The organism is Flavobacterium chilense (assembly GCF_001602525.1).
Classification (GTDB): domain Bacteria; phylum Bacteroidota; class Bacteroidia; order Flavobacteriales; family Flavobacteriaceae; genus Flavobacterium; species Flavobacterium chilense.
The window spans coordinates 605,133-618,329 of the sequence record NZ_LSYT01000002.1; the positions used below are offsets into that span (position 1 = coordinate 605,133).

At 36.8% G+C, this 13,197-nt stretch carries 6 protein-coding genes; all 6 read left to right on the forward strand.

Annotated features, from left to right (window positions below):
* The first annotated feature begins 159 nt into the window (after nucleotides 1–159).
* The 6 genes from A4F88_RS07680 to A4F88_RS07705 all read left to right on the forward strand — a co-directional run bounded on the left by A4F88_RS07680 (nucleotide 160) and on the right by A4F88_RS07705 (nucleotide 13,143).
* The gene (locus A4F88_RS07680) at nucleotides 160–3,249 is read left to right on the forward strand and encodes a SusC/RagA family TonB-linked outer membrane protein (protein ID WP_068841988.1); all 3,090 of its coding nucleotides are present in this window, start codon (nucleotides 160–162) and stop codon (nucleotides 3,247–3,249) included.
* Nucleotides 3,250–3,261: 12 nt separating this feature from the next.
* Nucleotides 3,262–4,839: a RagB/SusD family nutrient uptake outer membrane protein gene (locus A4F88_RS07685; RefSeq protein WP_068842324.1), complete on the forward strand. Its 1,578-nt coding sequence runs from the start codon at nucleotides 3,262–3,264 to the stop codon at nucleotides 4,837–4,839.
* A 20-nt stretch (nucleotides 4,840–4,859) separates the two neighbouring features.
* Nucleotides 4,860–5,720: a hypothetical protein gene (locus A4F88_RS07690; RefSeq protein WP_068841989.1), complete on the forward strand. Its 861-nt coding sequence runs from the start codon at nucleotides 4,860–4,862 to the stop codon at nucleotides 5,718–5,720.
* Between the two features lie 136 nt (nucleotides 5,721–5,856).
* Nucleotides 5,857–8,304, forward strand: coding sequence for a glycoside hydrolase family 2 TIM barrel-domain containing protein (locus A4F88_RS07695; protein WP_068842325.1), 2,448 nt, complete (start codon nucleotides 5,857–5,859; stop codon nucleotides 8,302–8,304).
* A gap of 129 nt (nucleotides 8,305–8,433) precedes the next feature.
* A complete protein-coding gene (locus A4F88_RS07700) occupies nucleotides 8,434–10,827 on the forward strand; it encodes a glycoside hydrolase family 31 protein (RefSeq protein WP_068841990.1) in 2,394 nt (797 codons plus the stop codon).
* 309 nt (nucleotides 10,828–11,136) lie between these two features.
* Nucleotides 11,137–13,143 (forward strand): glycoside hydrolase family 97 protein, encoded by a 2,007-nt coding sequence (locus A4F88_RS07705; RefSeq protein ID WP_068841991.1) that lies wholly within the window; start codon nucleotides 11,137–11,139, stop codon nucleotides 13,141–13,143.
* Nucleotides 13,144–13,197: the final 54 nt, after the last annotated feature.

Consider the following 13,197-nt stretch of genomic DNA (forward strand, 5'->3'; position numbering starts at 1 on the left):
TAATATCATTTTGACTATAAGTTTGAAAAATAATTTTAAAAAGGAAAATAATGAACAAAATCGATTTGGTGATAAGACGTTTTCGAACAAGGTTTACTCAGAAACTTACACTTTAATTACATATACAACCTAACTTAATTTAACCAATTCTTAACTATTATGAAAAGCAAATATCATTTTAAAACAATGTCGCTCTCGTTTTGCATGGCGGTGTTGCTTAGTGTGTTTATGATACAATTTGGTTTCGCCCAGGAACAATCCAAATTTGTAAGCGGAAATGTAACATCGGCAGATGATAATATGGGAGTTCCGGGTGCTACGGTTTTAGTACAAGGAACAAAAACAAGTACAGCAACTGATTTTGACGGATTATATAAAATAGAAGCCAAAGCCGGAGATGTACTGGTATTTAGCTTTATGGGATATAAAACACAAACCATTACAGTTGGAACCCAAAAAACAATCAATGTAAAACTACAGGCTGAAACTGCTGAACTTAAAGAAATTGTGGTAATCGGTTACGGTACACAAAAGAAAAAGGTAAACACGGCAGCGACTTCATTAGTATCCGGAAAAGATATTCAGAATGTTGCCAGTCTTGATGTGGTAAATGCTTTGCAGGGACAGGCTTCGGGAGTAAATGTTACCTCGGCTTCAGGACAACCGGGTGCCGGAATGGTCGTAAACATTCGTGGAGTAGGAACTGCCGGAAACAGTACGCCGCTTTATGTTGTAGACGGTGTGGTTGTCGATAACGGAATTGGATATCTGGACCCTTCTGCAATCGAAAGAATCGACGTTCTTAAAGATGCTTCTGCAGGTTCTATTTATGGAGCAAGAGCTGCAAACGGAGTTATTTTGGTAACCACCAAAAAAGGAAAAGACGGTAAAATGAATGTAGCGCTTAATAGCTACACCGGTTTTCAGCAAGTAGCTAAAAAACTAGACTTGCTAAACACTCAGGAATATACCACTATCATGAATGAAGCCCGCGTAAATTCTGGTTCAACACCTTTATATTCCAAAGCACAAATCGCCGCTTTTCCCAATCACGACTGGCAGGATGACTTATTTAATAATGGTGCAATGAAACAAAATCACTCGCTTACCATTAGTGGCGGAGATAAAAAATCAACTATTTCTACCGGATTATCCTATTACGGACAAGAAGGTTTAATTGGCGGAGTAACCAATCAGTCTGATTATAATCGTGTTACTTTCAATGTAAACTCAACCTCAGAAGTAATTGAAAATCATTTAAAAATTGGAGAAAATTTCTCATTTGCCAACATTAAAAGTTCAGGAGTGGCAGATCAGGGAATTTACAGCAACGGCATCAGAAGCTTTTTGAACGCTGCTCCAATTGATGCTGCTTATGACGCAAATGGCAATTTTGCACATTCAGTTATTTCTGCAGATATTAGTAATCCCGTTGGATCATTGTATTATAATAACTTCAATGAAACCAAATCGAACCGTTATGTAGGGAATATTTTTGCAGAATTAAAGTTCTTAAAAAACTTCACCTACAGAACCAGTTTTGGAGTCGATATGAATGATAGCAATTACCGTTCATTCAGACCGGTTTATTCGCTTTCATCAAACGACAATAATACCGTTTCGAGTGTAACTCAAAATTCAACAAAATCATTAGGATGGATTTTCGAAAATACCATTCAATATAAAGCGACCGTTGCCGGAGTTCACAATTTTGATGTATTAGTTGGTACTTCTGCCAAAAAAAATACCTCAGATTTTATGGAGGCAACAGGTAAAAACTTAACATTTGATGATTTTGCACATGCTTATCTAAGCAATGCTACAGATCAAACCTCAAATACCGTAAAAGGAAACCGTGCAGATTATGCGATTCAATCCTATTTTGGACGTTTATTGTACGATTACAATAACAAATACTTATTTACAGCTACCATCAGAAGAGACGGTTCGTCAAACTTTGCAGATTCTCACCGATACGGAAATTTTCCATCTGTTTCTGCAGGCTGGAATGTCGATAAAGAAAGTTTTTTTCCTGAAAATAAAGTAGTAAACAATCTAAAAATCAGAGCAAGCTGGGGACAAAATGGTAATGACCAGATTCCTGCCTTTTCTTATATGTCTACCATTAGTACATACAATAAAAACTATCATTTTGGTACTACAGACGAAACCCTTCAAACTGGAGCAAGCCCGGATCAGCTTTCAAACAAAGACCTCAAATGGGAAACTTCAGAGCAATTAGATTTTGGTTTCGATGCCACTTTATTCAATAATCTGACTTTAACGTTTGATTATTATGATAAAAAAACAAAAGACTGGCTGGTATTGGCTTCTATTCCGGCTTATGCAGGTGCAACAGCTCCTTATATTAATGGTGGTGATATTCAGAATAAAGGGTTTGAAGTTGCCCTTGCTTATCATACTAAATTTGGAAAAGACTGGAACTTCTCTGTAAACGGAAATATTTCACACAACGAAAATAAAGTAATCAGAGTAGCCAACAGTGAAGGAATCATTCACGGAGATCCTAACTTATTGTTTCAGGGAACAGATGAGTTGAACCGTGTTCAGGTAGGACAGCCAATAGGATATTTCTACGGATTAAAAACAGCCGGAATTTTCCAAAATGCTGCCGAAGTTGCAGCTGGTGTACAGCCAAATGCACAACCTGGAGATGTACGTTTCGTAGATTTAAATGGTGACGGAAAAATTGATGCAGATGATAAAACCAAAATCGGAAATCCAAATCCTGATTTTACTTACGGTTTAAACTTTGACCTTTCATACAAAGCATTTGATCTGTCGATTTATACCTACGGAGTAGCAGGCAGCCAAAACGTTTTTGGAGTTCACGACCCAATTCGTGCTTACACCAACAATACTACAGATGTTTTAAACAGATGGACTACAGAAGGAAGTTCAAACAGAGTACCAAGAGTAACTTATGGAGCAGATGCCAATGGTAACTACACTAAATTCTCTGATTTGTATGTTCAGAATGCAGATTTCTACAGAATTAAAAGTGTTACTATAGGATGTGATTTGACAAAACTGACAGAAAAATTAAACTTCTTTAGCAAATTCAGATTGTATGTAGCAGCCAACAACTTATTCACCTTTACAAAATATCAGGGAATGGATCCTGAAATTGGTTTTGGGAACACCAACCAAACCTGGGCAAGAGGAATTGACGTAGGATATTATCCGCAGCCAAGAACTTATATGATGGGGCTTAATGTTAACTTTTAAATGATGAAAACGATGAAAACATATATAAAATTATTTGCCGTTTCAAGCTTATTTGTTTTAGGAGCTTGTTCAAGTGATTTCCTGGATACTGAACCTTCTACGACTAAAGTTGAAGAAAATTTTTATAAAACCCCAAACGATGCTTATCAGGGATTAGTTGCTATTTATGATGTTTTGCAGCGTGAAGCTTATGGCGGACCATTACTAATTAGTGAGCAGGCATCTGATGATTGTTTTGGAGGATATGGTGTTGCCGATGCACAGGCAGATATCGAATGGGATCGCTTTTTATACGTGACCAATAAAGATATGAATGCCGATGTCTGGAAAAACTCTTACTTAGGAATTTACAGAGCCAACATTTTATTAGAAAACTTAAGCAAAATAAACTGGGGAGCAGACACCGCTTTAAAAACCAGATACGAAGCCGAAGCCCGTTTTTTAAGAGCACATTTTCACTTTCAGGCAGCTAAAATGTTTGGAGATATTATTCCGTTAGATCATACTATTAGTTCAACAGAGTTTCAATTGCCAAGAAAACCAGCAGAAGTAACCTATGCTTTGATTGCCAATGATTTGAAATTTGCTGCTGATAACTTAAACAACGATAATTATTCGCAAAAAGGAAATGCAAATTATGGTCGCATTACAAAATGGGCAGCCGAAGCATATTTAGCCAGAACCTTTTTATTCTACACAGATTATTACAAAAAAGCCGATTTGGCGGGTGTAATAACAAAAGCACAAGCGATAACTTACATCAATGATGTGGTAAGTAATAGCGGACACGGTTTGGTTACCGACTTTGCCAATCTTTGGTTAGCAGCTTCTTTTGAAAATTTTGCAGGAGAAGACAATACCGAAATGGTTTGGGCAGTTCGCTTTAATGGTTCCGGAAAAGGCGATTGGAACCTAAACGAAGGAAACCGTTTTCAGGTAAATATTGCACCTCGTGGCGGATCAATAGGCAGATATGCAACAGGCTGGGGCGGAGCAACCGTAAATCCGAAATTGTATAATGCTTATGAAGCAGGAGATACACGAAGAGATGCAACAATCATTAATTATGCAGGCGAAGGTTTGAATTTTAATGCCGAAGCCAGAGAACAACGTCAGTACACCGGATATTCATGGAAAAAATATTGCCCAATTACCAATGCTGCAGGAGTTGCTGTTGTAGAAGCAAACGGAGGAAATTTCCAAATCGATAACTATCAGGATTATGCAATTATTCGTTATGCCGATGTATTGCTAATGGCAGCCGAACTAAATTTAGGAACAAATACAGCATTGGCTCAAGCCGATTTGGATAAAGTGCGTGACCGTGCTTTTAAAAATACCACACACAGAATAACCGTTTCAAAAACTGTTATTATGAACGAGCGCCGTTTAGAATTAGCACTCGAAGGACAACGTTATTTTGACCTGATCAGACAAGGTGTTGATGTAGCAAAAGCAGCCATTGACAACAATGATGCAGGTTCAGAATTTGCAGTAACATTTAGAACCGAAACTTTGGGCTGGTTGCCATTGCCACAATCCCAAATAGTGCTTTCAAATGGTACAATCACACAAAATCCAGGCTGGTAATTAACTCAAAACAAATGACTATGAAACGTATATTATACATAATAATAGCTGCAATAACCATTGGTTCAGGATTATTTTCCTGCGAACCGGCAGAAGATCGAAACAGTTTACCGGCAGTTACACTAACACCGGAAACCATTAAATTTTCGGTAACAAAAAGTACTACCAACGCAAACGAAGTACTATTAAAAAATACAGATCCAACCGTAATTCCGTATTGGAAATATGTAGATGCAAATGGTAATGAGCTGGGACATTCGAACAAAAGCGATGATCAGGTTACATTTCCTTTTGCAGGTAAATATACCATTTACTATACCGCTTATGTAAGAGGAGGTTCTGTAGAGGCAGCTCCGGTAGTGGTTGATATTGCAAAAAACGACGAAACTTATTTTAGAGACCCAAAATGGGCAATGCTCACTAACGGAGTAACAGGGAAAACCTGGGTACTGGATTTTATTGATCCTGTAGGATGGGCTGGATTAGATTTTCCATACAATCCAAAAGGATCAGATTATTGGAACTGGTTTCCGGATTATGCAAGCAATTCATGGGTAATGCCAAACAAAAACTGGGGCGAAATGCGCTTTGACCTAAACGGAGGTTACAATACCAAAGTAGTACAAACCGCTCTTACCACAGAAGTTCAAACCACAAAAACAGGAACATATTCTTTTGATATAACAAACAATAAACTAGCCTTCAATGGAGGATTAGAAATGCTGTATGGAGGAGATTATTATGGAGATGTAAGCAACTGGTATAGTGTAAAAGTAGTAGAACTTACTGCAACATCCTTACGATTAGGTGTAATTAGAGATAAAAGCAGAACAGGAGAAGGCGTTTGTTTGATTGTTTTTCATTACAAACCAAAACCATAATACTTAAAAATATAAAACAACCGGTAGGGGATTTACAAAGTCACCTATCGGTATGTTTATATTTGTTTTTAAACTTTAAAACCCTGTCGAAATGAAGTATAGAAGAAAAAGCTTAAATAACATATTAGTATTATTAATGCTGATAGCAGTTATCTTATTAGATTCCTGCAATAAAAAAGAAGATGCTTTTGCTAACCGAAAAGTTTCTTTTAATTCAGATTGGAGTTTTCATTTAAACGACAGCATAAAAGACAAAGATACTATTGGCGCTTCAACAAAATGGAGAACCTTAAACCTTCCGCACGATTGGAGTATCGAAGGGAAATTTGACGAAAAAAGTCCTGCCGGATATGGAGGCGGAGCACTTAACGGAGGATTAGGCTGGTATAAAAAAACATTTAAAGTCGCTGCTGCAGACAGTACAAAAATAACGTCGATCACTTTCGATGGCGTTTACAAAAACAGCGAAGTCTGGATAAACGGACATTATTTAGGTAAACGTCCAAACGGTTATATAGGTTTTCAATATGATATGTCTTCCTATTTAAATTACGGAGATCAAAACAACGAAATAATTGTAAAGGTTGACAATTCAAAACAACCCAATTCGCGCTGGTATTCAGGTTCAGGAATTTTTAGAAATGTCTGGATTGAAACCACAGACAAATTACATGTTGAGCAATGGGGAACTTACTTGACAACGCCAAAAGTTACAGCTGAAAAAGCTTCGGTTAATATTGAAACTCGAATTCAGAATGACTATTCGAAATCAAAGAAATTCACACTGGAAACTACTATTTATAAAGAAGATAAAAAAGTAGGATCAGCTGATATTATAAATATCACTCTTACTCCAAAAAGTGGAACAATTTTAAATGTACATGCACAAGTTGATTCGCCAATTTTATGGTCAATAGAAAAACCGGAATTATACACAGCAGTTACCGAAATTATTGTTGATGATAAAGTTGTTGATCAATACAAAACCAATTTCGGGATCAGGGATTTTAAATTTGATTTAAACAAAGGTTTTATTTTAAACGGAAAACAAGTTAAAATAAAAGGAGTCTGCATGCACCACGATTTAGGACCTTTAGGTTCTGCAATCAACACACGCGCAATCGAACGTCAGTTAGAAATTCTGAAAGAAATGGGCGTAAACGGAATCAGAACTTCTCATAATCCTCCCGCTCCGGAACTTCTTGATCTTTGCGATAAAATGGGTTTCATTGTAATGGATGAAGCTTTCGATATGTGGAAACAAAACAAAACGAAATATGATTATGCAAATGATTGGGACAAATGGCATGACAGAGATTTAGTAGATCAATTGCGTCGTGACCGTAATCATCCAAGTATTTTTATATGGAGTATAGGAAACGAAATTCCGGAACAATGGAATGGAAATGGTGTTGAAATCGCTAAAGAATTAGCTTCAATTGTGCGTCTAAATGATAAAACACGACCGATTACCGCAGCGATGAATCCGCCGGTTAATATGAATATCGATGAAGTTACTTTGCAATTCGAAAAAAAGAATGTTCAGGTTAATCCAATCGCTGCATCTGGAGTTTTGGATTTAATTGGTTATAATTATGCGCATCAAACTTATGCACATCACAAAGAAAATTTCCCAAATACACCTTTCATCGCGACTGAAACAACTTCGGGATTAGAAACTCGCGGTTATTATGACAATGTTTCTGATGTTGTAAAAAAATGGCCAGTTCGTTGGGATCTTAAATTTACAGATGGAAATCAGGGCAACACCGTTTCAGCTTACGATCAGGTTCAGACGCCTTGGGGTTCAACACACGAAGCCACCTGGAAAGTGATTAAAAAATATGATTTCCTTTCCGGAATGTACATCTGGACAGGTTTCGATTATATTGGAGAACCAACTCCGTATGAATGGCCGTCGATCAGTTCCTATTTCGGAATTGTAGATTTAGCCGGATTTCCAAAAGACGTTTATTATATGTACCAAAGCGAATGGACAGATAAAACGGTGCTGCATATTTTTCCGCATTGGAACTGGAAAGCAGGACAAACCGTAGATGTTTGGGCATATTATAATAAAGCCGATGAGGTAGAACTTTTCCTTAATGGAAAATCAGTTGGAAAAAGAAGTAAAAAAGGAGACGATTTGCACGTGATGTGGAGAATTCCTTTTCAACCCGGAATATTAAAAGCAGTTTCTCGTAAAAACGGAAAAACAGTTTTAGAAACCGAAATCAAAACAGCCGGAAATCCTGATAATTTAAAATTAACGGCAGATAGAAGCACAATTAAAGCTGACGGAAATGATTTGTCATTTGTAACCGTAGATATTCTGGATGCCAACGGAACTTTGGCTCCAAATGCAAACAACGAAATCAATTTCTCGTTAAAAGGAAACGGAAAAATAGTTGGCGTTTGCAGTGGAGATCCAGTAAGTCATGAATCTTACAAAGGTTCAAAACATACGGCGTTAAACGGAAAATGTTTGGTAATTGTACAATCAGATACTAAATCAGGAAGGTTAGAATTGACTGCAAAAGCAAACGGATTAAAGTCCGCAACGATAGTAATTACAACAGAATAATAAGTCACTATCCTAACAGGTTTCAAAAACCTGTTAGGTATTGATAGATTTATATTAAGATATTAAATTAAATACCTAACAGGTTTTTGAAACCTGTTAGGATAAACTAACATCTAGAATTATTAACAAATGAAAAAAATACAAATAGCGTTCTTGTCTTTATTTGCGAGTTTGTTGCTGACGCCAAAAGCATCGGCACAAATTCAAAATGCAGATGTGCTAAATGCTCCAATAGATATCAGTAAAGATTTTCAGAATTATCTGAACACCTTTTATTTTGCTGATGAATTGGCTTCTTTCGATCCGGCAACCGGAAAAGGAACCATAAAATATCTGAGATACAATTATAAAACACGTCAGGCTTTCAATAATATGATGATGAAACCTGATGTTGAGAAACCAAACGAATTTCCAACAACAGAATACGAAGTTTCACCAGAATTACCATTCGAAATTCAGTTTGTTTCTGATAGAACCATCCGAATCAAAACCACTTCTGGTCCGCAATTTCATCCACAAAAAGAATCTTTAATGTTGATTAACGGCGTTGCGCCAAATCATCCTGAATTGTGGAAATATTCTAAAATTGAAGGCGGTCACTGCTATACAAGCAAACATGGAAGAGTTGAAATTTTGACAAAACCGTGGCACGTAAAAATCTACGATGAAAACGGAAAATTACTGACAAGTACACTTCATGATACCGATTTTAAAAACACGTATACACCAACACTTCCATTTTCGTATGTTCGTAGAAACAGCGATTATTCAAGAAGTATGGGCGCTGCATTTAGCTTAGAACCCGACGAAAAAATATTTGGCTGTGGAGAATCATTTACCCAATTCAACAAACGCGGACAAAAAGTTGTTTTATGGACAGATGACGCTAACGGAATCCAAAATGAAACGATGTACAAACCAATTCCGTTTTATATGAGCAGTCGTGGTTACGGAGTTTTTATGCATCATTCAACACCAATCACAGTTGACTTTGGAAAATACTTTGGAAGCGCCAATGAAATGTACATTGGAGATGACGAAGCCGATTTGTTTTTCTTTATCGGTGAGCCAAAAGAAATCTTAGACCAATATACAGATTTGACTGGAAAAGCCGCAATGCCACCGCTTTGGTCTTTCGGATTCTGGATGAGCCGAATCACTTATTTTTCTGAAAAAGAAGGACGCGAAGTAGCAAAAGATTTACGTAAATACAAAATCCCAACGGATGTTATTCACTTTGATACGGGCTGGTTTGATGTAGACTGGAGAAACAACTACGAGTTTGCAAAAGCGCGTTTTCCGGATGCTACAAAAATGATGTCAGATTTAAAAGATCAGGGATTTCATGTATGTTTATGGCAATTACCATATTTCACATCAAAGAATACCTTGTTTCCTGAAATCATGGATAAAAACTTAGCGGTAAGAGACAGAAAAGGAAATCTTCCGTATGAAGATGCCGTTCTGGATTTCTCAAATCCGGAAACAGTTAGTTGGTATCAGGGCAAATTGAAAAAACTATTTGATGAAGGCGTTTCAGTTTTCAAAGTTGATTTTGGAGAAGCCGCTCCGCCAGACGGAATTTACCATTCAGGTAGAACAGGATTTTACGAACACAATTTATACCCGTTAAGATATAATAAGGCTGTCGCCGAAATTACACAAAAAGAAAAAGGATACACTTTAATCTGGGCAAGAAGCACCTGGGCAGGATCTCAGCGTTATCCGTTACATTGGGGCGGAGATGCCGAAACTTCAAACGGAGCAATGTCGGCAGAATTACGTGGCGGACTTTCATTAGGCCTAAGTGGATTCAGTTTCTGGAGTCATGATGTAGGTGGATTTGCAACAAAATCACCAGAGAATTTATACAGAAGATGGGCACCTTTCGGGATGTTTACTTCACACGTAAGAAGCCACGGCGAACCTCCGCGCGAACCTTGGTTATACAGCAAAGAATTCTTAGAAGGATTTAGAAAAGCAGATAATATGCGTTATGAATTAATGCCTTATATCTACGCCCAGGCAAAAGAAAGTTCTCAAAAAGGTTTACCAATGATGCGTGCTTTATTTGTAGAATATCCAAATGATCCCGGAGCCTGGTTAGTTGACAATGAATACTTATTTGGTTCCAGTATTTTGGTAGCACCACTTTTTGAAGAAGTAACAGAAAGAGATGTTTACCTTCCCGAAGGAACATGGATCGATTACCAGACTAAAAAAGTGTACCAATCTGGCTGGCATAAAATCAAAGCTGGCGAAGTGCCAATCGTAGTTTTGGTAAAAGACGGAACAGCATTACCTCACATTGCTTTAGCACAATCTACAAAAGATATGGATTGGAGTAAATTAACATTAAAAGTATATGCCAGCGACAAAACAACATCGGCTACAGCCAAAGTATTTTTACCGGACGGAAGTGCAGTACAGGAAATAAAAGTAACCAAAAACGGAAACAATTTTGACGTAACTTCAAACCCATTAAACGGAAAAACCACTTTTAAAACCGAGTGGATAAAATAAAAAAAGAATTAAAAATTGAGAATTAAAAATTAAAAATCTGCTCAATCTGCGTGAAAAATTAAACACATAGAACATAGAAAATGTAGTGAGTAGAATTTGAAAAAGAATACAAAAAGAAACTAGTTTCTTAACACATAGCATGTTTGTTTAAACAAATGAAATGCCTTTTTATAAGTTTAGTAAATCTATGTTTCTATGTGTTTAAAAAAGGCACATAGAATATTAAAAATAAGTTTTTGTTGAGTTTCTAAATCGGGTGAAAGCATTTGCAACACCCGATTTATTAAAAAATGAATTAAGAAAAATATCATGAAAAAACACCTGATTCTTCCCGCTTTATTACTTTCAATTACGATTGGATACAGTCAGAAAAATAAAACTGCTTATGAACTGGCTTCACCAAACGGGCAAAATAAAATCAAATTTGAGTTAGTAAAAAATGCTCCAAAATATGCGGTATCACACGGAAAAACCGAAGTGATTTCACCATCAGATATGGGGTTTACACTAAAAGGAAATGAAAACTTAAGTACCGATTTCGAAATCAAAAATGTCAAAAAATCGACTTTTGATGAAACCTGGGAACAAGTTTGGGGAGAAAAGAAAAACATCAGAAATCATTACAATCAATTATCCGTTGAATTACAACAAAAAAGCGGAAACAAACGTAAGCTGGAAATCCAGTTCCGTGCTTTCGACGACGGAATTGCGTTTCGATATGTCTATCCAAAGCAAAACGTAAAAGACAGTATTTTCATTATGGATGAAAAAACAACTTTCAACCTAAAAGAAGATGGAAAAGCATGGTGGATTCCGGCAAACAGAGAAAACCGTGACGAATATCTTTTTAAAGATGCTCCCGTAAGTACACTTGATACCGTTTTGACACCACTTACAATCGAAAGTAAAAGCAGATTAGCCTTGAGTTTTCACGAAGCTAATTTGGTTGATTTTGCGAGTATGACTTTGGTAAATACAACCGGAACACAACTGAAATCAGATTTGGTACCATGGTCAGATGGCGTAAAAGTTCGCGTAAAAGATACATTTACCTCTTCCTGGAGAACACTTCAAATAGGTGAAAAACCGGCAGATTTAATCACATCGTATCTGATTTTAAATCTGAATGAACCCAATAAATTAAAAAACACAGCAAGTTATTTCAAACCCTACAAATACTTCGGGATTTGGTGGGGAATGCACATTGGGAAATATACATTTTGGGAAAGCGACAAACAAGGCGCCACAACCAAACATGCCGAAGAATATATAGATTTTACCGCCAAAGAAGGATTTCACCATTTATTAATCGAAGGCTGGAACAAAGGCTGGACGCCGCAATGGTACGAAAACCATATGCACATGTTCAGCTTTACAAAAAACGCAGATAATTTCGACTTAGAAAAAGTGGTAGAATACGGAAAAAAGAAAAATGTAGAACTGATTGGGTATCACGAAACAGGTTCAAACCTAATTAACTATTTAAAAGAAGTGGATGAAGGTTTTGCCTTATACAAAAAACTCGGAATTCATACTGTAAAAATTGGACATGTAGGTTCTAAATTAAATATGAAAGAATGGCACTTTGGACAATTTGGAGTAAATTATTTCAGATACATTTTAGAAAAAGCAGCGCAATATGATTTAGCCGTTTTGTACCACGAATCGATAAAAGATACCGGAGAACGCAGAACTTTTCCGAATATGATTTCGAGAGAAGCAGCTCGCGGACAAGAGTATAATGCCTGGAGCGAAGGAAATCCGCCAAATCACTTGACAATTTTGCCATTTACCAGATTACTTTCAGGACCAATGGATTTTACACCCGGAATTTTTGATGTTGAGGTAAAACAAGGTTATCCCGGAAAAAGAGTACACGGAACTGCTGCACAGCAATTGGCATTATACGTTACGATTTATGCACCAATTCAGATGATGGCAGACCTTCCTGAAAATTACGAAGGAAAACCGGCATTACAATTTTTAAAAGATGTCCCGACAGATTGGGAAGACACAAAAGTTTTAGAAGGTAAAATTGGGGAGTACATTACAACCGTACGTAAAGACAAAAAAAGTGACGATTGGTTTTTAGGAACCATCACAAATGAAAATAAAAGAGACGTAAATATTTCGTTATCTTTCTTAGATCCAAAAGCAACATACGAAGCACAAATTTATGCTGATGCCGAAGGAACAGATGAAACACATAATCCGGCAGAAATCGCCATTTCGAAGAAAACCGTCAAAGCTACAGATGCATTAAAATTACATTTGGGCGGAGCCGGTGGAGCAGCAGTTAGATTCAAAAAAATATAGATAATTGATTTTCCTAACCCGTCTTAAAAATCTGTTAGGAATAAAAATAGTGGA

Excerpts from the sequence above, each read along its gene's own strand:
- A4F88_RS07680 (WP_068841988.1), top strand. The coding sequence starts at position 160 with ATGAAAAGCAAATATCATTTTAAAACAATGTCGCTCTCGTTTTGCATG.
- A4F88_RS07695 (WP_068842325.1), top strand. The coding sequence starts at position 5,857 with ATGCTGATAGCAGTTATCTTATTAGATTCCTGCAATAAAAAAGAAGAT.
- A4F88_RS07700 (WP_068841990.1), top strand. The coding sequence starts at position 8,434 with ATGAAAAAAATACAAATAGCGTTCTTGTCTTTATTTGCGAGTTTGTTG.
- A4F88_RS07690 (WP_068841989.1), top strand. The coding sequence starts at position 4,860 with ATGAAACGTATATTATACATAATAATAGCTGCAATAACCATTGGTTCA.
- A4F88_RS07685 (WP_068842324.1), top strand. The coding sequence starts at position 3,262 with ATGAAAACATATATAAAATTATTTGCCGTTTCAAGCTTATTTGTTTTA.
- A4F88_RS07705 (WP_068841991.1), top strand. The coding sequence starts at position 11,137 with ATGAAAAAACACCTGATTCTTCCCGCTTTATTACTTTCAATTACGATT.